General features: G+C 70.0%; 22 protein-coding genes. 18 read left to right on the forward strand and 4 right to left on the reverse strand.

The window, feature by feature from the left end; genetic code table 11:
• Nucleotides 1-84 precede the first annotated feature (84 nt).
• The 7 genes from rimP to JAV51_RS14145 all read left to right on the forward strand — a co-directional run bounded on the left by rimP (nucleotide 85) and on the right by JAV51_RS14145 (nucleotide 7322).
• Entirely contained in the window at nucleotides 85-624 is a 540-nt protein-coding gene (gene rimP, locus JAV51_RS14115) for a ribosome maturation factor RimP (RefSeq protein ID WP_197321173.1), read from the forward strand.
• On the forward strand, nucleotides 621-1652 hold the full coding sequence (nusA, locus tag JAV51_RS14120) for a transcription termination factor NusA (protein ID WP_197321174.1): 1032 nt from the start codon (nucleotides 621-623) through the stop codon (nucleotides 1650-1652). The genes rimP and nusA overlap by 4 nt, the downstream gene beginning before the upstream one ends.
• 23 nt (nucleotides 1653-1675) lie before the next feature.
• Nucleotides 1676-2035 carry a YlxR family protein gene (locus JAV51_RS14125; protein ID WP_197321175.1) on the forward strand — a complete coding sequence of 120 codons (360 nt, stop codon included), beginning with the start codon at nucleotides 1676-1678 and terminating at the stop codon, nucleotides 2033-2035.
• 88 nt (nucleotides 2036-2123) lie between these two features.
• Nucleotides 2124-4922, forward strand: a complete 2799-nt coding sequence (infB, locus tag JAV51_RS14130) for a translation initiation factor IF-2 (RefSeq protein WP_197321176.1) — start codon at nucleotides 2124-2126, stop codon at nucleotides 4920-4922.
• A gap of 71 nt (nucleotides 4923-4993) precedes the next feature.
• Entirely contained in the window at nucleotides 4994-5293 is a 300-nt protein-coding gene (locus JAV51_RS14135; protein ID WP_197321177.1) for a DUF503 domain-containing protein, read from the forward strand.
• A gap of 26 nt (nucleotides 5294-5319) precedes the next feature.
• Nucleotides 5320-5763, forward strand: coding sequence for a 30S ribosome-binding factor RbfA (rbfA, locus tag JAV51_RS14140; RefSeq protein WP_197321178.1), 444 nt, complete (start codon nucleotides 5320-5322; stop codon nucleotides 5761-5763).
• Between the two features lie 422 nt (nucleotides 5764-6185).
• On the forward strand, nucleotides 6186-7322 hold the full coding sequence (locus JAV51_RS14145; protein ID WP_197321179.1) for a methyltransferase domain-containing protein: 1137 nt from the start codon (nucleotides 6186-6188) through the stop codon (nucleotides 7320-7322).
• A gap of 14 nt (nucleotides 7323-7336) precedes the next feature.
• On the opposite strand, the gene JAV51_RS14150 is transcribed toward JAV51_RS14145, so the two are convergent.
• The gene (locus tag JAV51_RS14150) at nucleotides 7337-8368 is read right to left on the reverse strand and encodes a TRM11 family methyltransferase (RefSeq protein ID WP_197321180.1); all 1032 of its coding nucleotides are present in this window, start codon (nucleotides 8366-8368) and stop codon (nucleotides 7337-7339) included.
• Nucleotides 8369-8418: 50 nt separating this feature from the next.
• Here JAV51_RS14150 and JAV51_RS14155 point away from each other — a divergent pair, with 50 nt between their 5' ends.
• The 11 genes from JAV51_RS14155 (at nucleotide 8419) to JAV51_RS14205 (ending at nucleotide 20235) form a co-directional block, all read left to right on the forward strand.
• On the forward strand, nucleotides 8419-9750 hold the full coding sequence (locus JAV51_RS14155; protein ID WP_197321181.1) for an MATE family efflux transporter: 1332 nt from the start codon (nucleotides 8419-8421) through the stop codon (nucleotides 9748-9750).
• 149 nt (nucleotides 9751-9899) lie between these two features.
• A complete protein-coding gene (locus tag JAV51_RS14160) occupies nucleotides 9900-11240 on the forward strand; it encodes a nitrate/nitrite transporter (protein WP_197321182.1) in 1341 nt (446 codons plus the stop codon).
• Nucleotides 11241-11249: 9 nt separating this feature from the next.
• A complete protein-coding gene (gene truB / locus JAV51_RS14165; protein ID WP_197321183.1) occupies nucleotides 11250-12206 on the forward strand; it encodes a tRNA pseudouridine(55) synthase TruB in 957 nt (318 codons plus the stop codon).
• A 107-nt stretch (nucleotides 12207-12313) separates the two neighbouring features.
• Nucleotides 12314-13273 (forward strand): bifunctional riboflavin kinase/FAD synthetase, encoded by a 960-nt coding sequence (locus JAV51_RS14170; RefSeq protein ID WP_197321184.1) that lies wholly within the window; start codon nucleotides 12314-12316, stop codon nucleotides 13271-13273.
• A gap of 153 nt (nucleotides 13274-13426) precedes the next feature.
• On the forward strand, nucleotides 13427-13906 hold the full coding sequence (locus tag JAV51_RS14175) for a helix-turn-helix transcriptional regulator (RefSeq protein WP_197321185.1): 480 nt from the start codon (nucleotides 13427-13429) through the stop codon (nucleotides 13904-13906).
• A 20-nt stretch (nucleotides 13907-13926) separates the two neighbouring features.
• Nucleotides 13927-14496 (forward strand): 2'-5' RNA ligase family protein, encoded by a 570-nt coding sequence (locus JAV51_RS14180; protein WP_197321186.1) that lies wholly within the window; start codon nucleotides 13927-13929, stop codon nucleotides 14494-14496.
• A gap of 121 nt (nucleotides 14497-14617) precedes the next feature.
• Nucleotides 14618-14887: a 30S ribosomal protein S15 gene (gene rpsO, locus JAV51_RS14185; protein WP_197321187.1), complete on the forward strand. Its 270-nt coding sequence runs from the start codon at nucleotides 14618-14620 to the stop codon at nucleotides 14885-14887.
• A gap of 224 nt (nucleotides 14888-15111) precedes the next feature.
• Nucleotides 15112-17532, forward strand: a complete 2421-nt coding sequence (locus tag JAV51_RS14190) for a polyribonucleotide nucleotidyltransferase (RefSeq protein WP_197321188.1) — start codon at nucleotides 15112-15114, stop codon at nucleotides 17530-17532.
• A 113-nt stretch (nucleotides 17533-17645) separates the two neighbouring features.
• Complete coding sequence (locus JAV51_RS14195) at nucleotides 17646-19001, forward strand: pitrilysin family protein (RefSeq protein WP_197321189.1); 1356 nt, start codon at nucleotides 17646-17648, stop codon at nucleotides 18999-19001.
• Nucleotides 18998-19768: a 4-hydroxy-tetrahydrodipicolinate reductase gene (dapB, locus tag JAV51_RS14200; protein WP_197321190.1), complete on the forward strand. Its 771-nt coding sequence runs from the start codon at nucleotides 18998-19000 to the stop codon at nucleotides 19766-19768. Before JAV51_RS14195 ends, dapB begins: the two co-directional genes overlap by 4 nt.
• Nucleotides 19769-19776: 8 nt before the next feature.
• Nucleotides 19777-20235, forward strand: coding sequence for a hypothetical protein (locus tag JAV51_RS14205; protein WP_197321191.1), 459 nt, complete (start codon nucleotides 19777-19779; stop codon nucleotides 20233-20235).
• A 46-nt stretch (nucleotides 20236-20281) separates the two neighbouring features.
• Here JAV51_RS14205 and JAV51_RS14210 read toward each other — a convergent pair whose 3' ends face one another.
• The 3 genes from JAV51_RS14210 to JAV51_RS14220 all read right to left on the reverse strand — a co-directional run bounded on the left by JAV51_RS14210 (nucleotide 20282) and on the right by JAV51_RS14220 (nucleotide 22659).
• Nucleotides 20282-20800 carry a hypothetical protein gene (locus JAV51_RS14210; RefSeq protein ID WP_197321192.1) on the reverse strand — a complete coding sequence of 173 codons (519 nt, stop codon included), beginning with the start codon at nucleotides 20798-20800 and terminating at the stop codon, nucleotides 20282-20284.
• Between the two features lie 174 nt (nucleotides 20801-20974).
• Complete coding sequence (locus tag JAV51_RS14215; protein WP_197321193.1) at nucleotides 20975-22165, reverse strand: cation:proton antiporter; 1191 nt, start codon at nucleotides 22163-22165, stop codon at nucleotides 20975-20977.
• Between the two features lie 11 nt (nucleotides 22166-22176).
• Nucleotides 22177-22659 (reverse strand): cation:proton antiporter regulatory subunit, encoded by a 483-nt coding sequence (locus tag JAV51_RS14220; protein WP_197321194.1) that lies wholly within the window; start codon nucleotides 22657-22659, stop codon nucleotides 22177-22179.
• Nucleotides 22660-22851: the final 192 nt, after the last annotated feature.

A 22851-nucleotide genomic window follows, 5' to 3' on the forward strand; every position in this document is an offset into this window, starting at 1 on the left:
CAGCCGACGACGCTCGGCGGGAGGTGGTCGGGGCACGATAAGCTGGACCACCATTTCAGAACAAGGACAACAGGGAGCTTCACGGTGCCCAACGAACTCGCCAGCAGGCTGGAGCCACTCGTGGCCGAAGCCGTCGGGGCCGCGGGTGTCGATCTCGATGCGCTCGACGTCCAACAGGCGGGCAGGCGCAAGCTGGTGAAGGTGGTGGTCGACAGCGACGACGGCGTCGAACTCGACCAGGTCGCTGAGATCAGCAGGGCGGTGTCTCAGGTGCTCGACCAGCACGAACACCTGATCGCGGGGGCCTACACGCTCGAAGTGACGTCGCCGGGGCTCGACCGGCCGTTGACCCAGCAGCGCCACTGGCGCAGGGCGCGCTCGCGGCTGGTCCGCGTCACACCGCACGACGGTGCCGCTTTCGTGGGCCGTGTCGGTGCCGCGAGCGAGGACTCGGTGCGCATACTGGTGGACGGGCAGATTCGCGATCTGCGCTACGCGGACGTGCGCAAGGCCGTCGTGGAGGTCGAGTTCAAGCAACCGCCTGCCGACGAGCTCAAGCTGCTGGAAGACGACGGTTGCGGCAAGATCGGTGAAGGTACCGACACGAAGGAGGAGTCGAGGTGAACGTCGACATCGCGGCGTTGCGCGCGATCGAAGCGGACAAGGACATCCCCTTCGAAACGGTGCTGGAGGCGATCGAGAGCGCGCTGCTGACGGCGTACAAGCACACCGAGGGGCACCAGCCGCACGCGAGGATCGACATCGACCGCAAGACCGGTTACGTGCGCGTGCTCGCCTACACGCTCGACGCCAACGGCGAGATCGAGGAGGAGTGGGACGACACTCCCGAGGGCTTCGGCCGGATCGCCGCCGCCACGGCCCGGCAGGTCATCCTGCAGCGGCTGCGTGACGCGGAACACGAGCGGACCTACGGCGAGTTCTCGGCCCAGGAGGGCGAGATCGTCGCGGGCGTCGTGCAGCGCGACGCCAAGGCCAACGCCCGGGGCATGGTCATCGTCCAGGTCGGCGACACCGAGGGCGTGCTGCCCGCGGCCGAGCAGGTGCCCGGCGAGAGCTACGAACACGGCGCTCGTTTGAAGGCGTACGTCGTCGGGGTCTCCCGCACGGCGCGTGGCCCGCAGATCACGCTGTCGCGCACGCACCCGAACCTCGTGCGCAAGCTGTTCGCCCTGGAGGTGCCCGAGATCGCCGACGGCACGGTCGAGATCACGGCCGTGGCGCGGGAGGCCGGACACCGTTCGAAGATCGCCGTCCGATCCACGGTGCCGGGCGTCAACGCCAAGGGCGCCTGCATCGGCCACGTCGGCGCGCGTGTGCGCAACGTGATGAGCGAGCTGGGCGGCGAGAAGATCGACATCATCGATCACTCGGACGATCCGGCGCGCTTCGTCGGGAATGCACTGTCGCCCGCGAAGGTTGTATCGGTGAGTGTGGTCGACGAACGGGCCAGGACGGCCCGGGTCGTCGTGCCGGACTTCCAGTTGTCCCTGGCGATCGGCAAGGAAGGGCAGAACGCCCGGCTCGCCGCTCGACTCACCGGATGGAAGATCGACATCCGCAGCGATGCCGCTCCCGAGCCGGTGGAGTCGAGTGTGAGGAAACACCCCGCGGCGACCGGTTCCTCCGACTGATCGACCAAGGTCTAAACTGGGTTGTGGTGCGACACCCACAGCCGACTTCGACGCGACATGCGGACGTGACCACGCCGGTCCGTCTGTGTGTCGGGTGTCGGCAACGGGAGTCGATCGGCGCGCTGTCCCGCGTCGTCGCATCGGACGGGCGGTTGGTGGTCGACGAACGTCGGCGCCTGCCGGGCCGTGGAGCCTGGTTGCACCCGGACCCGGACTGCCTGTCCAAGGCCGAACGGCGACGGGCGTTCCCTCGTGCCCTTCGGGTTAAGGGGATGCTCGACACCAGTGGCCTGCGGCATCATGTGGAACGGCACACCGAGAGAAAGGCGGGCGTGGGTTTGCCACGCCCGGAACGGACAAGGAAGCAGGTCGACCCGTCATGAGTCAGCCGTGAAGCTGAAGCCATGAACGCGCGACGATAGGACGAGGTCTGCGGGTTTCGCCGCCAGACCTCACCAGTTGAGGAGAGCAGTGGCAGGCAAAGCCCGCGTACATGAGCTCGCGAAAGAGCTCGGTGTCACGAGCAAGGAAGTACTCGCCAAGCTGAAGGAGCAGGGCGAGTTCGTGAAGTCCGCGTCATCCACGGTCGAGGCGCCCGTCGCCCGACGGTTGCGTGACGCGTTCTCGAACAAGGACGGCAAGCAGGCCGAGAAGCCGTCCGGTGGCCGTGGTCCGGCCCCGAAGCCTGCGCCGTCCGGTCGCGGCGTGCCCGCGCCGAAGCCGGGGCCGCCGCAGCGGCCGCAGCCGACGCAGCAGCCGCAACAGAGTCAGCCCAAGCCCACGCCGGGCCCTAAGCCGGGTCCGCGTCCGGGGCCGCGACCTGGCCCCGCGCCCAAGCCCGCCGAGCAGGCTCCGGCCGCGAAGGCGAAGGAGCAGGGCTCCGTCGTCCCGCCGAAGCCGCAGGGTCCGAAGCCCGGTCCGAAGCCGGGTCCGCGTCCCCCGCGGGTCGGCAACAACCCCTTCGGTGTCGGCTCCGGTTCGCCCGCGCCGCGCCCCGCGCCGCCGCGTCCCGGAGGTGGCCAGCAGGGTGGCCCGCGACCCGGTGGCGGTCAGCAGGGTGGCCCGCGTCCCGGTGGTAACCGCCCGAGCCCGGGCAACATGCCGCCGCGTCCGAACCCCGGCATGATGCCGTCGCGCCCGGCCCGTCCGGCCGGTGGTCCCGGCGGTGGTCGTGGCGGCGGCCCCGGTGGCCGTGGAGGCCCCGGTGGCGGTCGCGGTGGCGGCGGTCCGCGCGGTGGCGGCGGCGGTGGCTTCCGCCCCGGTGGCGGCGGTGGCGGCGGTTTCCGCCCCGGTCCCGGTGGCGGCGGCTTCCGAGGCGGTCGCGGTGGCCCTGGTGGCCGCGGCGGCACGGCCGGTGCCTTCGGACGTCCTGGTGGACCCTCGCGCAAGGGCCGCAAGTCGAAGCGGCAGAAGCGCCAGGAGTACATGGAGAACATGCAGGCGCCGTCGGTCGGCGGCGTGCGTCTGCCGAAGGGCAACGGCGAGACCATCCGCCTTCCGCGCGGTGCCTCGCTGACCGACTTCGCGGAGAAGATCGACGCGAACCCGGCCTCCCTGGTGCAGGTGCTGTTCCACCTCGGTGAAATGGTCACCGCGACGCAGTCCGTCTCCGAGGACGTGCTCGAGTTGCTCGGCTCGGAGATGAACTACAACGTCCAGGTGGTCAGCCCCGAGGAGGAGGACCGCGAGCTGCTGGAGACCTTCGACATCACCTACGGCGAGGACGCCGGTGGTGACGAGGATCTGCGGCCGAGGCCGCCGGTGGTGACCGTCATGGGTCACGTCGACCACGGTAAGACGCGACTGCTGGACACGATCCGGCAGGCGAAGGTCGCCGAGGGCGAGGCCGGCGGCATCACCCAGCACATCGGCGCCTACCAGGTCGAGACCGAGGTGGACGGTGACCGCCGGGTCATCACCTTCATCGACACCCCGGGTCACGAGGCGTTCACCGCCATGCGTGCCCGTGGTGCGCAGGCCACCGACATCGCCGTGATCGTGGTCGCGGCCGACGACGGTGTCATGCCGCAGACGGTGGAGGCCATCAACCACGCTCAGGCCGCCAAGGCACCGATCGTGGTCGCGGTCAACAAGATCGACGTCGAGGGTGCGAACCCGGCCAAGGTGCGTCAGCAGCTGACCGAGTACAACCTCGTGGCCGAGGAATACGGCGGCGACACGATGTTCGTCGACATCTCCGCCAAGAAGGGCCAGAACATCGACGGTCTGCTCGAAGCGATCGTGCTGACCGCCGACGCGGCGTTGGACCTGCGGGCCAACCCGGACATGGAGGCCCAGGGTGTGGCCATCGAGGCGCACCTCGACCGTGGTCGCGGTCCCGTGGCGACCGTGCTGGTGCAGCGCGGCACGCTGCGCGTCGGCGACTCGGTGGTGGCCGGCGACGCCTACGGTCGTGTGCGGCGCATGGTCGACGAGTACAACCGCGACGTCACCGAGGCGACGCCGTCGAGGCCGGTGCAGGTCATCGGTTTCACGTCGGTGCCTCGGGCGGGTGACACCTTCCTCGTGGTCGAGGAGGACCGCGTCGCCCGGCAGATCGCGGAGCGTCGACAGGCCCGTATCCGCAACGCGGAGAACGCGGCTCGCCGCAAGCGCGTCAGCCTGGAGGACCTGGACTCCGCGCTGAAGGAGACCAACACCCTCAACCTGATCATCAAGGGTGACAACTCGGGTACCGTCGAAGCGCTGGAGGCGTCCCTGCTCCAGATCGACGTCGGTGACGAGGTGGAGCTCAACGTCGTGCACCGCGGCGTGGGTGGCGTGACCGAGAGCGACATCGACCTCGCCACCGCCTCCGACGCCATCGTGATCGGGTACAACGTCCGTGCGCAGGGCAAGGCGACCGAGCGGGCCACCCGCGAGGGCGTGGACGTCCGGTACTACACGGTCATCTACCAGGCGATCGAAGAGATCGAGCAGGCCCTCAAGGGCATGCTCAAGCCGATCTACGAGGAGGTGGAGCTCGGCAAGGCCGAGGTCCGCGAGGTCTTCAAGTCCTCCAAGTTCGGCACGATCGCCGGTTGCCTCGTCACGTCGGGCGAGATTCGCCGCAACGCGAAGGCGCGCCTGTTGCGCGACAACGTGGTGGTCTCCGAGAACCTGCCGGTGAACTCGCTGCGCCGGTTCAAGGACGACGTGGTCGAGGTCCGCGAGGGATTCGAGTGCGGTCTCACGCTCGGCAAGTTCGGCGACATCAAGGTCGGCGACGTGATCGAGACGTACGAGCTGCGCGAGAAGCCGCGCGACTGAGTCAGGACCGACGGCCGGGCGGGCGAACGACACCCGCCCGGCCGTCGTCGTCAGTGGGGGGGGCGACAACGATGTACGTCGGCACATTGGAGCTCGACATCCTGCTCGGCGACGTGCGGTCGCTGAAGCAGAAGCGGTCGGCCGTCCGGCCGATCCTCGCCGAGCTGCGGCGTCGGTTCGAGGTGTCGGTGGCCGAGGCCGGACATCTGGACCTGCACCGGCGTTCAGTGGTGGGAGTGGCCGTGGTGGCCGCGGACGGTGCTCACGTGCGTGACGTACTGGACGCGTGCGAGCGGTTCGTGGCGGCCCGCCCGGAGATCGAGCTGCTGTCGGCACACCGGCGGCTGCTGGGTCCCGACGACGAAGCGTGAGAGCGTAAGAGAGAAGGGGGTGCGTCATGGCCGATCAGGCTCGCGCACGACGGTTGGCGAAGCGGATCGCGCAGATCGTGGCGTCCGCGCTGGAACACGACATCAAGGACCCGCGGCTCGGCAACGTGACCATCACCGATGCCCGGGTGACCGGCGATCTGCGTGACGCCACCGTGTACTACACGGTGCTCGGGGACAGCCTCGACGCCGCGCCGGACTTCGCCGGGGCCGCTGCCGCACTGGAGTCCGCCCGCGGCGTGCTGCGCACCAAGGTCGGACAGGGTACGGGCGTGCGCTACACGCCGTCACTGACGTTCGTGGCGGACCAGCTTCCGCAGGACGCGCGCCACATCGACGACCTGTTGGCGAAGGCCCGGGAGGCCGACGCCGAGGTGGCTCGCCTGGCCACGGGTGCCCAGCCTGCGGGCGAGCCCGATCCCTACCGTCGCAAGGACGACGAGGAGGAGTAGTCGCCGGCCGGTTTCGGTGCTCACCGCGGTCCGACCTGGCTCGCGGGACCGCGGTGACGTCGGAGGAGTAGTCGGTGCGCTTGTGGAGCCACTGAGCGGCGTCGTTGAACGCCGCGTCGAGGTTCTGCGTGGCGTCGTCCTCGGGTCTGGTGACGACGTTCTCCGGCTCGTGACGGCGCCGAGGTCTGTGCAGCCACAATGTGTTGCTTGCCGCTCTGTCGCAGTCGGAGCAGCACGAGTGTGCGTGGCTCGGCACGGTGGGTCGGGATCGTGGCGGAACGCCCGTCCTTGTTGACCTGCGAGTAGCTCCGGGCCGGGTGAGGATGTTCGCGGTGCGCATCCACCCGACCTCGATCTCAGCACGTGCGGCGTCGCCGACGGCCCCGCGTCAGGCGCGTCGACGCGCTGCCCGGAGACCTGACGTGATCACCAGAACTCTCGACAGCGCCGCGCTGCGAGCCCGGCTCGTCGACCGTCTCGTGGCCGACGGTTTCCTGCACGAGCGACGCTGGGTCCACGCCTTCCGCGCCGTCCCACGCGAAGTGTTCGTCGACGCCTTTACCGTGCGCGACCCACGAACCGGCAGGCTCACGCACTACGACCTCGACGCCGACCCCGGGCCCGCGCTCACCGCCGTCCACGGCAACGTCGCACTCCTCACCCAGCGGATCGCGGGCGCGACCGCCACGCCGAACGCGGCCACGCCGGCGCGCATCGCACTACTGCTCGACCGTCTGGACGTTCATCGTGGCCACCGCGTGCTGGAGATCGGGCACGGCAGTGGCTACCTCACGGCCCTGCTGTGTCACGAACTCGGACACCGCGCCGTCACCGCCGTCGAGAACGATCCTCAGCTCGTGGAGCAGGTCCGCACCCGCCTCGCCGACCTCGGGCACCGCCCACGGTTGGTCGCCGGGAACGACGCCCACGGCGCACCTTCCACGGCGCTCTACGACCGGATCGTCGCCACGCGAGGAATCCCCTGGGTTCCTCCCGCGTGGCTCGCGCAGGTGCGCCCCGGCGGAACGATCCTGATCGACGTCGGTTTCCTGCTCGTCCGCCTCACGGTGGGCAGCGACCGTTCCGCGGTCGGTCGGTTCACCGACTACGTCACGTCCATGAACCCGGACCTCGACGCCGGCCTCGGGGGACCGACGGTGCGTGACATCATCGCCGAGGCCTGCCGTCGAGGACGGCGCGACCGTGGTGTCCGGCCTTCCTACCTGGAGGAACGGTCGTTGCAGTGCTTGCACGCGATCGTGTTCCCGCACGTGCACAAGGCCATCGTGTACGGCGACGACGACAGCGTTCTCTACGCGCTGACCGACGCGGAGTCGGGCGCGTGGGCGCGGGCGCAGTCGGACGGAGACGGGTACGCCACCGTCGTCCACGGCGGTCCACGGAACCTCTGGAACGACCTCACCGGACTCGCGCGGTGGTGGCACGACCGCGGTCGCCCGGAGCCCACGAGGTTCGGACTCAGCGTGGCCCCCGACGGAAACCACGCGCTCTGGATCGACCGGCCGGACAAGGTGGTGACGCGCCTCCCGGTCGAGTGAGGCGCGCCCCCGCGCTACTTCCGCGCCACGACGACGTCGCGCTCGATGGACTGGTCGACGCGGTGGGCGAGCCCGTCGTAGCCCGGGCCGGTCACCACGGTCAGTCCGGCACGCTCACAGATTGCGGTCAGCTCCGACCGGGCGAGCACGTGGGTGTTGTACGACAGGCCGAGGGCTCCACCGGAGCGCAGCACCCGGGTCCAGCCGGGGATCGCCGCCGCGAGCAGGTCGCGCGGGCTGCGGGCGAGCGCGTCGTCTTCGCCGCGGCTGCCGTGCTGCACGCCGTACGGCGCGTCGGTGACGATCAGGTGCACCGAGCTTTCGCGGACGAGCTCGTCGGTGCGCAGGGTGTCGGTGTTGTAGTAGACGAGCGTGCGGGTGTCACCGGCCCGGTACGACTCCTTGTCGGCCGCGTACTCGATCTCCAGCCGCTGCCCCAACCGCCGCTTGTTGCGCCGCAGTGTCCCGGACTGGGCCGTGTGCTTGAGCCGCTTGGTGCGCAGCCACGTCTTGACGAACCGCTCGTAGGCTTCGAAGTCCTTCGCCGTGACCTCGACGCCCGTGGCGTCGTGGCCGTACATCATGGCCTGGTTCAACGTGGTGCCCCGACCGCACAGCGGGTCGAGGACGTGCAACCGGGTGTCAAAGCCCTCCTGCGCCCAGCGGGACGCCAGCAGGGTCAGGTTGTAGACGAGCTGCGTGAACTGCTCGTTGGTCTTGCCCGGGTACTTCTGGATGGTGAGCAGGTCGGAGTCGAACCGCGCCGCGGGGGAGAGCATGACCGGCCGCAGCAGTTCGCCGGTGACTTCGAAGAGCGCGTACACCGAGGAGACGTTCGACACGCGGGCGACGTCGTCGGCGGACAGCGGTTCCTCGGTCGCCAGGGTGACGTAGTCGACACCCCCGAGCGTGCGAGTGCCGGTCTCGGTCACCGTTGCGGAAAGCACGGACGAGAACGCCGACAACTCGGCCGCCACCAGCGCGGGAGCGGAGTCGGTGTAGACGCGGTTGGCGGAGGGAAGGATGAGGATCGCGTACTCGGGCATCGGCGAGACAGCTTAGTCCAGCGGGCTGCCGACCCGATTACGCTGCTGCCGTGACCGACGCGCCCTCACCTCGTGTGCCGGCCCGGGACGTGTGGCGGCTCGCCGTCCCCGCGCTGGGTGTCCTGGCAGCCGAACCGCTCTACGTGCTGGTGGACACCGCGGTGGTCGGCCACCTCGGCGCTCTGCCACTCGCGGGACTCGCGCTCGGTGGCACGCTCCTGGCGCTCGTGTCGACCCAGCTCACCTTCCTGTCGTACGGCACGACGTCGCGCACGGCCCGACTCCACGGCGCCGGTCGGCGTGCCGAGGCCGTCGGGGAGGGCGTGCAGGCCACGTGGCTCGCGCTCGCCGTCGGGCTGCTGGTGCTGCTCGTGGGACAACTGCTCGCCGAACCCGTCGCCCTGGCGATGTCGGGGGACGAGGAGGTCGCCGAACAGACGGTGTCGTGGCTGCGCATCGCGCTGTGCGGGGCGCCGATGATCCTCGTGACGATGGCGGGCAACGGGTGGATGCGCGGGGTCCAGGACGCCGTGCGGCCCCTGCGTTACGTCCTGGCGGGCAACGCGCTGTCGGCCGTGCTCTGCCCCGTGCTCGTCTACCCGGTGGGCTGGGGGCTGGAAGGCTCCGCCGTCGCGAACGTGGTCGCCCAGGCGGTGTCGGCCACGCTGTTCCTGCGGGCGCTGGTGCGTGAGGGCAGTCTCGCGCGGCCGGACCTCCGCGTGATGCGTGCGCAGTTGCGGTTGGGCCGCGACTTGGTGTTGCGCAGCCTCGCCTTCCAGGCCTGCTTCGTCTCCGCCACGGCGGTGGCGGCCCGGACGTCCACCGAGGCCGTCGGTGCCCACCAGGTGGTGTGGCAGTTGTGGACGTTCCTGTCCCTGGTGCTCGACTCGGTGGCCATCGCGGCGCAGTCGCTCGTGGGTGCCGCGCTGGGTGCCCGCGAGGCACGGCGGGCGCAGGCCATCGCAGCCCAGATCGTCCGCTATGGGTTGATCTTCGGCTGCGTGCTGGGCGTGGTGTTCGCGGCGGCGTACCCGGTGCTGCCCCACGCGTTCACGACCGACGCCGGGGTCCTCGGCACGATCCCGCACGCGTGGTGGTTCTTCGTCGCGTTGCAGCCCGTGGCGGGAGTGGTGTTCGCGCTCGACGGGGTCCTGCTCGGGGCGGGTGACGCGGCGTTCCTGCGGACCGCGACGCTGAGCAGTGCCGTCCTCGGCTACCTGCCGTTGATCTGGGTGTCACTCGCCGTGGGGTGGGGCCTCGTCGGGATCTGGACGGGACTCACCGTGTTCATGCTCCTCCGCCTGGCGTTCGTGCTGGTGCGCTGGCGCTCGGGCCGGTGGGCGGTGGAGGGCGCCGAGACCCCGCAGGACGCCGACCGCTGACGCGTCCGGTCACGGGCCGCTGTGGCGAATCACACCGAGGTCACAGGTAAGTATCGAGGTTGCTTAGGCGATACAAGTAGTGGGACCCACTGTCGCGTCGCCCTCGGTTCCTGCCCGAATGCCGTCCGGCCCGCCACTGGAGGAGTCTCTTGCCGTCCCGACCCACCACGACCATGCCGACCTCGTCGTTACGGTCGTGGTTGATCTGGTTGACCGCTGCCGTCGTCTACGTCCTCGCCGTCTTCCACCGCACCTCGCTCGGGGTGGCGGGCCTCGACGCCGCCGAACGGTTCGGCGTCGGCTCGGCCGCTCTCGCCACGTTCACCGTCCTGCAGATCAGCGTGTACGCGGCGATGCAGGTGCCCACCGGACTGCTGGTCGACCGGTTCGGTCCTCGCCGGATCCTCGTCTGGGCGCTGCTGTTCCTCGGGCTCGGGCAGGTGTTGCTCGCCGTCTCCCAGACCTACGCGCTCGCGCTCGTCGCCCGCGGCGTGGTGGGGCTCGGTGACGCGTTGACGTTCGTGTCGGTGCTGCGCCTGGCGGCCAACCACTTCCCGGGCAGGCAGTACATGCTCGTCACGGCCCTGACGGGCGCGCTCGGGTTCGTGGGCAACCTGGTGGCGACCCTGCCGCTGACGCTGCTGCTGGCGGGTCCCGGCTGGACGCCGACGTTCCTCGTGGCCGGGCTGGCGACGTTCGTGTTCACGGCGGTGGTGACCCTGCGCGTGCACGACACGCCCACCACGCGCAACTCCACGGTCTCGACGGCGTCGGCCTCCGAGATCGTGGGCCAGCTCAAGGAGGCGCTGCGCACGCCGGGGACTCGCCTCGGGTTCTGGACCCACTTCTCGACCCCGTTCTCCCAGAACGTCCTGGTCTTCCTGTGGGGCCTGCCGTTCCTCGTCGACGGCCAGGGCTACTCCGCCACGACGGCGAGTTCGCTGCTCGCCGCGTTCGTGATCGGGGCGCTCGTCAGCAACCCGTTGGTCGGCGGGTTCGTGGGGCGCAGGCCGGAATGGCGCATGCCGATCGTCGGCGCGCAGCTCGCGCTCACCGGTGTGGTGTGGGCCGTGCTGCTCGGCTGGCCGGGACAGGTGCCCGTCGCCGTGCTGATCCCCGCGTTCGTGATCCTCTCGATCGGCAACCCCTGCTCGTTGATCGGGTTCGCGCTCGCACGCGACTACAACCCGGTGTCGCGGGTCGGCACCGCCACCGGCATCGTCAACGTGGGCGGGTTCGTCGCCACCGCCGTCGCGTCCCTGGCCGTCGGGGTGCTGCTGGAGGTCACCGGCGGCAACTACCGGATCGCGCTGCTGACCATGGTGGCCGTGCTCGCGTTCGGCGCCTGGCGGATGCTCGTCTGGTGGCGGCGGGCCAGGGCGGTCGTGTTCGCTGCCGAGGACCGGGGTGAACCGGTGCCGGTGCGGCTGCGCCGACACCGCTGGGACACGGCGCGCACCTCCGTGGAGCGGGCGGCCTCGCCGGTCTGAGCCGGTCCGATGCCGGGGAGCGCGTGGCCGGGCTGCGGGCGGGTGGACGGCGACGGTTACAGTGCGTGCGTGTCCGCCCAAGCCCCACCTCCCGGCCTGTTGATCGTCGACAAACCGAGCGGGATGACGTCGCACGACGTCGTCGCCAAGGCACGCCGGTTCCTGCGCACCCGCAAGATCGGCCACGCCGGGACACTCGATCCGATGGCCACGGGCGTGCTGGTGCTGGGCGTCGAGCGGGCCACGAAGCTGCTCGGTCACCTCGCGCTCGACCGCAAGACCTACCTCGCCACGATCTCGCTCGGCGCGGCCACCACCACCGACGACGCCGAGGGCGAGGTCGTGACGCGCGCGGAGAGCGGTGCACTCGCGGCCGTGTCCGACGCCGACATCGACGCGGGGATCGCCGCGTTGACGGGCGACATCCTGCAGAAGCCCAGCGCGGTGAGCGCGGTCAAGGTGGACGGCAAGCGTGCCTACGCGCGAGTCCGCGCGGGCGAGGACGTCGACCTGCCTGCCCGCCCGGTCAGTGTGTACCGGTTCGACCTGCTCGCGCTGCGCCGGGAGACCGACCGGATCGAACTCGACGTGATGGTGGACTGCTCGTCCGGCACGTACGTGCGCGCTCTGGCACGTGACCTCGGTGCGGCGTTGGGCGTCGGAGGGCATCTCGCGGCGTTGCGGCGGACGTCGGTCGGCCCGTTCACGCTGGCCAGGGCGCGTTCGCTGGAGGACGTCGAACGTGATCCCGCGCTGTCGCTGACGTTGGGTGAGGCGGTGGCCGCCGCGTTCCCCAGAGTGGACGTGGACGCTCCCGTGGCCGCCGCGATCCGACACGGACAGCGCATTCCCGCGTCGGGTGTCACGGGCACCTACGGGGTGTTCGGTCCGGACGGCGGGGTTCTCGCGCTGGCCCAGGACAACGGCCGCACCGCCAAGGCCGTCGTCGTGCTCGACCCGGCCTGAGGCCGCGGCACCACCGGGTCGTCGGGGCCGCTTCGCAGCGCGATCCGGCCCACCCTCGCCCGGCCCACCGGCGGGGTGAGGGCGTCGAAACGGCTACTCTGCACCACGTGCAGCGTTGGCGTGGTGTGGAGAATCTTCCCGGCGACTGGGGCCGGTGCGTGGTCACGATCGGAGTGTTCGACGGTGTCCACAAAGGGCACCAGGCCCTGATCGCGCGGACGGTCGAGGCGGCGCGGCAGCGCAACCTGCCGAGCGTGGTCCTCACGTTCGACCCGCATCCGACCGAGGTGGTCCGCCCGGGGAGCCATCCCGCCCAGCTCACGACGCTGACGCGCAAGGCCGACCTGATCGAGCAGCTCGGCGTCGACGTCTTCGCCGTCCTGCCGTTCACACCCGAGCTGTCGCGCCTGAGTCCCGCCGAGTTCGTGCACCAGATCCTGGTCGACCGCCTGCACGCCGCCACCGTCATCGTGGGGGAGAACTTCCGCTTCGGTCACAAGGCCGCGGGCACGGTCGAGACGCTGAAATCCCTCGGCAGGCGGTTCGGGTTCACCGCGTACGAGGCCTCGTTGCAGGGCCGGCTCGCGCCCGAGGACGACGAGCAGAGCGAGATCACCTACTCCTCCACCTACGTACGGTCATGCATCGACGCCGGAGACGTCGTGGCGGCGGCCGAGGCGCTCGGCCGGCCGCACCGTCTGGAAGGCATCGTGGTGCGCGGCGAGGGCCGGGGGCGGGTGCTCGGCTACCCGACGGCGAACCTGTCCCTGCCGCGGTACGCCGCCGTGCCCGCCGACGGCGTGTACGCGTGCTGGTTCCTTCGCCAGGGTCACGAGGAGGAGCGCCTGCCCGCAGCCGTGTCGGTGGGGACGAACCCCACCTTCTCCGGACGGGAACGCACCGTGGAGGCCTACGTCCTGGACCTCGACGCCGACCTCTACGGACAGCAGGTGGCGCTCGACTTCGTGGAGCGGCTCCGGGGTCAGATCACGTTCGAGAGCCCGGAACAACTGGTTCGCGAGATCGACGAGGACGTGGTCCGGACGCGCCGCATCCTCGGTGGCTGAGCGGCATTGCCGGTACCTGACCGTGCTTCGACCCGGTGCGATTGCGAATGCCTGAGGGGTTTCGCCCCGTGGGAGGGGACACACCTGACAAGATGCTGACTGGCCGGCGTGTCTTCACGGGGCCGGTGTCGTGGAGGGGAGCAGAACTCAGTCGTGGATGACCACAAGATCGTCCAGCGGAACATCGCGTTGCAGCGCGAGTGGTACGGCGAACCACTCGGCGACCGCGTGCGGAGGCTTGTGGTCGCTTTCGACGTCTCCCAGGCGTACCTCGCGGAGGTGCTGGGTATCAGTGCTCCCATGCTCAGCCAGGTCATGAGCGGGCGACGAGCCAAGATCGGCAACCCCGTGGTGCTCGCGCGGCTCATCATGCTGGAGCGCAAGGTGCTGACGCCCGAGGTGGCGGCGGGCAGCAAGGAGGCGTTGCGCGCGGCATTGGAGGACGTCAAGGCGTCACGCCCGACGGTGAACCGCGACAACTTCCCGGTGGGATCGGGTTCCGACGAGGCCGCCGCGCTCGCGGCTCTGCGCGACGTCGCCGAGGACGAGAGCCTGCTGGAGGCGGCCGATCGTCTCGATGCCGACTTCCCGGCCATCGCCGACCTGCTTCGCAGGGCGGGCAAGGCCCAGTAGTCGGCGGATCGGAGGCCGCCGTGGCGGAGCGGGCCCGGTTGTTCAGCGCGTTGGTGCCTCCCGAGGACGTCCTGGTGGCCGTGCGGCGGGCGCTGCGGGACGCGGGGGTGTCGGCGCGGTCACCGGAGCTGTTGCGGTGGACCTCGGTGGAGCAGTGGCACGTCACCCTGGGCTTCTACGGTCACGACGAGCCGGAGGCGAGGGCCGAGTGGCTGCGCACCCGACTCGCCGGCCTCCCGTCACCGACCGTCCGCGTCGAAGGGTCGGGCTCGTTCCCGGGCGTGCTGTGGCTGGGACTGCGAGGGCGTGGGCTCGCCGAGGTGGCGCAGGCGGCACGCACCGACACCGAGGAGCGGCCGTACGTCGCCCATCTCACACTGGCGTTGGCCCGACGGCGGCGCGGTCCGCGTGCGCAGCAGCGCCGGGTCCAGGCGACGATCGACCACTGTCGTCGATCGTTGGCGCAGGTCACGACGCCGGAGTGGGACGTGTCCGAGATCGTTTTGATGCGCAGTGATCCGGCACCCGAACCGGGCGTCGGTCCGCACTACCGCGTGGTGCGCCGGTTTCCCCTCGACGCGCCGTGGTGACCGCGTGCGGGCGCGATCGTCGCGGGTGAGCTGATAGTCTCGACAGTTGAGTCCGGCTGCGGTCCGTGGCGGCCGGTACTCGCGAGAACGATGACACGGCACATTCCCAAGGAGTGAACGCGTGGCTCTGACCACCGAGGAGAAGAAGTCGATCCTGGCCGAGTACGGGCTCCACGAGTCCGACACCGGATCGCCCGAGGCGCAGGTTGCTCTGCTCACCAAGCGGATCATCGGCCTCACCGAGCACCTCAAGGTGCACAAGCAGGACCACCACTCGCGTCGTGGCCTGTTGCTGCTGGTCGGCCGTCGTCGCCGACTGCTCAACTACCTGACGCGGACGGACATCAACCGGTACCGCTCGCTGATCCAGCGACTCGGTCTGCGTCGATGACGGACTCCGAGGGGGCGTGACCCGGGCCGGGTCACGCCCCCTCGGTACAAGAGTGCAACACCCATGGGTGAGCGCACGGGCGCACGAGGACGCCGTAGCCGGTCCTCGGTAGTGGCCGCCGGGACACCTCCCGTCGGCTTCGATCGATGACCGGCCTCGTACCTCGCGCGTTCCCCGACGAGCGGGGAAGTGCTCGCCCGAACGTACGAGGAGTAACAACAGTCATGACCGACATGAGCGGCACTGCCGCACCCGCCGTCCACGAGACGGAAGCCGTGATCGACAACGGCCGGTTCGGCCGCCGTACGGTCCGGTTCGAGACCGGCCGACTTGCCCGGCAGGCCGCCGGTGCCGTGGTCGCCTACCTGGACGACGAGACGATGCTGCTGTCGGCGACCACCGCGTCGAAGCAGCCGAAGGAGCACTTCGACTTCTTCCCCCTCACGGTGGACGTCGAGGAGCGGATGTACGCGGCGGGTCGGATTCCCGGCGCCTTCTTCCGTCGCGAGGGTCGTCCGTCCACGGACGCCGTCCTGACCTGCCGGTTGATCGACCGGCCGCTGCGGCCGTCGTTCGCCGACGGGCTGCGCAACGAGATCCAGATCGTCGTCACCGTGCAGTCGCTGCACCCGGACGACCCGTACGACGTGCTCGCGATCAACGCTGCGTCGGCCTCCACCCAGATCGGTGGTCTGCCGTTCTCCGGCCCCATCGGCGGTGTGCGGGTCGCGCTGATCGAGGACCAGTGGGTCGCGTTCCCGACCTGGTCGCAGCTGGAGCGCGCGACGTTCAACATGGTCGTGGCGGGCCGCATCGTCGGTGACCGCCCCGAGGACGTCGCCATCATGATGGTCGAGGCCGAGGGAACCGAGAACACCCTCGACCTGATCGCGGAGGGCGCCACCGCGCCCACCGAGGAGACCGTCGCGCAGGGTCTCGACGCCGCGAAGCCCTTCATCCGCGTGCTGTGCGAGGCGCAGCAGCGCCTGGCGGACGCCGCCGCCAAGCCGGTCGGCGAGTTCCCGGTCTTTCCGGCCTACGAGACCGACGCCTACGACGCGGTGGCCGCGATCGCGACCGACGACCTGGCGAAGGCGCTGACCATCGCGGGCAAGCAGGAGCGCGAGACCGCCATCGACGAGGTCAAGGCCGCTGTCCTGGAGCGCGTCGGCATCAACGAGGGCGAGGCGTTCGAGGGCCGCGAGAAGGAGATCGGGGCCGCGTTCCGCGCGCTCACCAAGAAGCTGATCCGGCAGCGCATCCTGCGTGACAAGGTGCGCATCGACGGGCGTGGCGTCACCGACATCCGCCAGCTGTCCGCCGAGGTCTCCGTGGTGCCGAGGGCGCACGGCTCGGCGCTGTTCGAGCGTGGCGAGACGCAGATCCTGGGCGTCACCACGCTGAACATGCTCCGCATGGAGCAGCAGCTCGACACGCTGTCGCCCGCGACGACGAAGCGGTACCTGCACCACTACAACTTCCCGCCCTTCTCCACCGGTGAGACCGGTCGGGTGGGGACGCCGAAGCGGCGGGAGATCGGCCACGGCATGCTGGCCGAGCGCGCGCTCGTGCCCGTGGTGCCGAAGCGCGAGGAGTTCCCGTATGCCATCCGTCAGGTGTCCGAGGCGCTCGGCTCCAACGGCTCCACGTCGATGGGGTCGGTGTGTGCCTCCACGATGAGCCTGCTCAACGCCGGTGTGCCGCTGAAGGCGCCGGTGGCGGGTATCGCCATGGGGCTGGTGTCCGACGAGGTCGAGGGCGAGACCAAGTACGTGGCGCTCACCGACATCCTCGGCGCCGAGGACGCCTTCGGCGACATGGACTTCAAGGTCGCGGGCACCAAGGACGTCATCACCGCGCTGCAGCTCGACACCAAGCTCGACGGCATTCCGTCGGACGTGCTGGCCGCGGCGCTCAACCAGGCGCGCGACGCCCGGTTGACGATCCTGGAGGTCATGGCCGAGGCCATCGACCAGCCCGACGAGATGAGCCCTTACGCGCCGCGCGTGACGAGCGTCAAGGTGCCGGTGGACAAGATCGGTGAGGTCATCGGCCCGAAGGGCAAGATGATCAACTCGATCACCGAGGAGACCGGCGCGGACATCTCGATCGAGGACGACGGCACGATCTATGTCGGCGCCGCCGACGGTCCGTCCGCCGAGGCCGCGATCGACAAGATCAACGCCATCGCCAACCCGCAGTTGCCCAAGGTGGGCGAGCGCTTCCTGGGCACCGTCGTGAAGACGGCGGCGTTCGGTGCGTTCGTGTCGTTGCTGCCCGGCAAGGACGGCCTCGTGCACATCTCGAAGCTGGGCAACGGCAAGCGCATCGACAAGGTCGAGGACGTCGTCAACGTCGGCGACAAGCTGCGCGTGGAGATCGCCGACATCGACAGCCGCGGCAAGATCAGCCTGATCGTCGTGCGGGAGGACGCCGAGGACGAGGGCAAGTCCGACGCGGCGACCGACGACACGAAGTCGGAGGAGTCCGGCGAGGGCCAGCAGGCGAAGGCCGACAAGCCGCGTTCCGACCGGCCGCGGCAGCGCACCCGCCGGGGTGGCCGCAACCGTGGCGGCGACAAGGGCGAGCGCGCCGAGAAGTCGGAGAAGCAGGCGGGCGAGGGCGGCCCGGCCGACGTCGAGTAAGCACGCGTCGCGACGCTCAGCACGCTGAACATCACAACGAACGATCCCGAACGGCCCGTCGCCGACCGCACCGGCGGTGACGGGCCGTTCGGCTGAGGTGAGTCGACGAGGTCATGGCGCGACAGATTGCCGGACATCTCCAGAAGATCAACTCCACGCGCACTCTCGACGCGGGACCGAGCGTCGTGAAGCGCACGGTTCTGCCCGGTGGACTTCGGGTGATCACCGAGTCGGTGCCGGGCGTGCGTTCGGCCACGCTGGGCCTGTGGGTCGGCGTTGGTTCCCGTGACGAGCAACCGAAGGTCGCGGGGGCCGCGCACTACCTCGAACACCTGCTGTTCAAGGGCACGAAACGGCGGGACGCCACGCGGATCGCGGAGGAGATCGACGCGGTCGGCGGAGAGATGAACGCGTTCACCTCGAAGGAGCACACGTGCTTCTACGCCCAGGTGCTCGACGAGGACCTGGCACTTGCGGTGGATCTGATCACCGACGTCGTCTTCTCCGCGACCTGCGAGGACCGCGACGTCGACACCGAGCGCCGGGTGGTGCTCGAAGAGATCGCCATGCGCGACGACGATCCCGAGGACCTGCTCCACGAGACGTTCGTGGAGACGATCCTGCCGAAACATCCGCTCGGACGATCGGTGCTCGGCACCGAACAGTCGATCACCGAGCTGACGCCTGCCGCACTGCGGTCCTTCTACCGCACGCGGTACCGGCCACATCGGATGGTGTTGTCCGTGGCGGGCAATGTGGACCACACCGAGGTGGTGCGCCTCGTCCGTTCCGCACTGCGCGATCGACTGTCCGCATCGGACACCCCAACCCCGCCGAGGACGGGCCGGGCCCGCTTCGGTCGATCGCCGGGGTTCGCCCTGCACACCGACGACACCGAGCAGGCGCACCTCATGCTGGGGGTGCGGGCGCTCGACCGGCACGACGAGCGGCGCTCCACGCTGTCGGTGCTCAACGCCGCGCTCGGCGGTGGGATGAGTTCGCGGCTCTTCCAGGAGGTCCGGGAGCGACGCGGACTCGCCTACCAGGTGTACTCGTCGGTGGCGACCTACGCCGACGCCGGGCACCTCGACGTCTACGTCGGCTGTCAGCCGGACCGGCTGGGCGAGGTGGCCGGCGTCGTCGGCGAGGTCCTCGCCGAGGTGGCCGAGAACGGCCTCACCGACGCGGAGATCGCCCGCGCCAAGGGCCAGCTCCGCGGTGGCCTGGTGCTCGGCATGGAGGACACCGCGTCCCGGATGATGCGTCTGGGCAAGAACGAGTTGAACTACGGGCTCTACGAGAGCGTGAGCGACACGGTGGCCCGCATCGACGCCGTCACGGGCGACGACGTGGCCGACCTCGCCCGCGCCCTGCTCCGGCGGAGGCGTGGCCGCGCGGCGGTCGCCGTGGTCGGGCCGTACGCTCACACCGACGAGCTCCCCGAGGAACTGCACGAGGTGATGGCATGACCGGGGCATCCACCGCGGGTGACCGGAATCCGATCAAGGTCGGCGTACTGGGTGCGCGAGGCCGCATGGGCACCGAGGTCGTGAAGGCCGTCAACGGCGCTCCGGACATGACCGTGGTGGCCACGGTCAACTCCGACGACGCTCTCGCGGCGCTGACGTCGGCCGACGTCGTCGTCGACTTCACCCACCCCGACGCGGTGATGGACAACCTGCGGTTCGCCGTGGACCACGGACTGCACGCGGTGGTCGGCACGAGCGGGTTCACCGACGAGAAGATCGACACGCTCACCGGGTGGCTGGCCGAGAAGCCGGAGCTGGGCGTGCTGGTCGCCCCGAACTTCGCTCTCGGTGCCGTGCTCGCCATGCGGTTCGCGCAGCAGGCGGCGCGGTACTACGAGTCCGTCGAGGTGGTGGAGCTGCACCACAACCGCAAGGCCGACGCCCCCTCGGGCACGGCCGCCCACACCGCCCGGCTGATCTCCCAGGCTCGCGCGGATGCGGGACTGGGACCGGGCGAGGACGCGACCACGTCGGCCTTGGACGGCGCTCGCGGCGCCGACGTCGACGGCGTGCGCGTGCACTCCGTGCGACTGCCTGGGCTCGTGGCGCACGAGGAGATCCTTTTCGGAGCACCCGGCGAGACGCTGACGATCCGCCACGACTCGCTCGACCGCACGTCGTTCATGCCCGGTGTCCTGGTCGGCATCCGGTCGGTGGTGTCCCGTCCGGGGCTCACCGTCGGGCTCGAACACGTCCTCGACCTGTGAGTGCCGCCGTGAGAACGCGTCAGCTCGCCGTCGTCGCCACGGTCGCCGTGGCCGTCTACCTCGTCCTGCTCGCGGGCCGCGCGGTGGAGTTGCTCCGCTCCGGGGAGCCGGTTGCGGTCGCGCTCGGCGTCGGGGTCCTCGTGCTGCCGCTGCTGGGTGCCTGGATGCTGGTGGCGACCTGGCGGTCCGGGCTCGCCGTCCAACGCCTGTCCCGCCGGTTGGAGGCCGAGGGAGGACTTCCCGACACGTCCGACCTGCCCCGGCGCCCCTCCGGCCGCGTCGATCGTGAGGCTGCCGACGCGTGGTTCGAGCTGCGACGCGCGGAGGTGGAGAAGGCACCCGACGACTGGCGGGCCTGGTACCGCCTGGCCTACGCCTACGACATCGCCGGTGATCGCAAACGGGCGCGTGGTGTCATGCGCAAGGCCGTGGAGCTCGAAGCCGCAGAGTCCGAGAGCGCTCGCTGACGGTCGTCGGGCCCCGCCGGACCGCGTCAGACCGTGTCGGACCGAGTCAGACACGGAAGACCTGGGCGAACACGGCCGGGGCGGCGGCCAGCGTGCTGAAACGCACGAACCTGCCGAGGAAGCCGAGCGCGACGAACAGCGACAGTCGCATGCGGACGATGCCGGCGAGCACGGCCGTGGCCATGTACGGCGGGAGCCCGAACACCGAGCTGACGCCGTAGGTGACGGTCATCCAGTGCGGGTGCCGATGGCAGCGTTCCCGGACGGTGTCGAGCAGCATGCGCAGGCGCTTGGTGTGCCTGCGCCACCGGTCTCGTCGGGCGGACGGTGGGCTGGGGCGTCGGGGTCGGTTCAGCGTCGCCGGGAGTTCGATCGTGCCCCGGGCGGCCAGGTAGTAGAGCAACTTGCCCGCCACCTGGCCCAGCGCGGTGGCGGCACCGATACCGATCCACGGCAGCGACGAGTCGGCCGAGGCCAGGCCGATCACGAACAGCTCGACGCTCATCACTGGCAGCACGGACGCGCCGAAGGCGATTCCGAGCGAGAGACACAGCCAGGTGAGCACCGCGGAGACCTTTCGACGTGGCGCGGATCGGGGACGCCGACCGTGCCACCGTAGCGAGATCACCACGCATCGAAGCCCGTTTCGACAACATTCGCGGCCTCGACCACCGGAACGCCCGAGCGGTGGCGGACGGGAGGCACTCGCCTCACCCGGTCACCACCGCTCGGGCGAACGTCACGAGGTTGGGACGGTCTCGGTGTGCGAGGACTTGCCGCCGAACATCCGGGTCACCGGCTCCACGACCCGCGCCGCGATCGGGCCGAGGATCGCCATGATCAACACGTAGGTGGCCGCGAGGGCGGCGAGCTCGCTCTCCACGGCACCCGCCGACACGGCGAACCCGGCGATCACGATGGAGAACTCGCCGCGTGCGACGAGCGCCGCACCCGCCCGAGCCCGGCCCATCCGACCGATGCCGTTGCGGCGCGCGGCCAGCCACCCGGTCGTGACCTTCGTGGCCGTGGTGACGACGGCCAGCACGACCGCCCACAGCAACACCGGAGGGATGCTGCCCGGGTCGGTGTTGAGACCGAACACGACGAAGAACACGGCGGCGAACAGATCGCGCAGCGGTTCGAGCAGCTTCGTGGCGTTCTCGGCGGTGGACCCCGAGATCGCGATGCCCAGCAGGAACGCGCCGACCGCCGCCGAGACCTGCATGGCCGAGGCCAGCCCGGCCACGAGCAGCGCGGAGCCCAGGACCTTGAGCAGGAAGATCTCGCGGTCGGGGCTGTCGACCACGGCCGACACGTAGCGGCCGTACTTGAGGGCCACGAGCATGACCAGGCTGACGACGGCGAGCGAGATGCCGACGGCCTTGAGGCCGCCGAGGAGGCTCACCCCGGCCAGGACGGCGGTGAGGATCGGCAGGTACACCGCCATGACGAGGTCCTCGAACACGAGGATCGACAGCACAACAGGTGTCTCGCGGTTACCCAGTCGCCCGAGGTCGCCGAGTACCTTCGCGATGATGCCCGACGAGGAGATGTAGGTGATGCCGCCGAGGGCGAGAGCCCCGAGCGGGCCCCACCCCAGGATCAGGGCGACCGCGACACCCGGCGCCGCGTTGAGCACCAGGTCGATCAGCCCCGACGTCCACGAGCGACGCAGCCCGGTGAACAGTTCGTCGGCCGTGTACTCCAGACCGAGCGTGAGCAGCAGGAGCACGACACCGATCTCGCTCGCGAGCGACGTGAAGCCACTGATGTCGCCGAGGGAGAAGACACCGCCACTGCCGAATGCCAGGCCCCCGAGCAGGTACAACGGGATCGGGGACATGCCGATCTTGCCCGCGAGTCGGCCCAGCACCCCCAATCCGAAGAACACAGCGCCGAGTTCGAGCAGGGACAGTGCGGTGTGATCCACGCGAGTGTGCCTCAGCCTTGCTTGAGAATCTTGGCGGCCTCGTCGAGCCCGTCGGACGTGCCGACGACGACGAGCACGTCACCACCGGTGAACAGGAAATCGGGTGCGGGGGACGGATGAACCTGGCCCGCGCGCATGACGGCCACGACGGACACGCCCGTACGGCTGCGGAGGGCGACGTCGCCCAGCGTGTGACCGTCGTAAGGGGATCCGCTCTTGAGCGGTAGCTGCTTGGTGCTGATGCCGGGAACTTCGTCCTGCTCCTCGTTCAACTGCGCCACCAACTGGGGCGCGCCGAGCAGGTTCGCCAGGGTGCCCGCCTCCTCCACGGTGAGCGGAAGGGAGGCCAGGCACGCGTCGGGGTCCTCCGCCTTCGACACGATGAGATCGATCATGCCGTCGCGGTGTGTGACAACACCCACGCGCCGACCGTTGTCCAGCGCGAAGTCCTTACGGACGCCGATTCCCGGCAGGGGGGTTACGTCGACGTTCACGGCGAACACCGTAACGCACGCGGGTGACGGGTGTCGCGGTGGTGTCGTCGCAGGAGAGAGCCGGGTTCTCGGTCCTCGGGGGAGTGGGGCGAGCGAGGGAAGCGGCGCGATTTCGTGTCGCTGTCACGGCCGCCGCGCAATTCATCGACTTTACTATGACTTGACCTCGTTTGAAGTGAGAAGATCATCACG

Origin of the sequence: Saccharomonospora sp. NB11, assembly GCF_015910535.1 — a bacterium.
Classification (GTDB): domain Bacteria; phylum Actinomycetota; class Actinomycetes; order Mycobacteriales; family Pseudonocardiaceae; genus Saccharomonospora.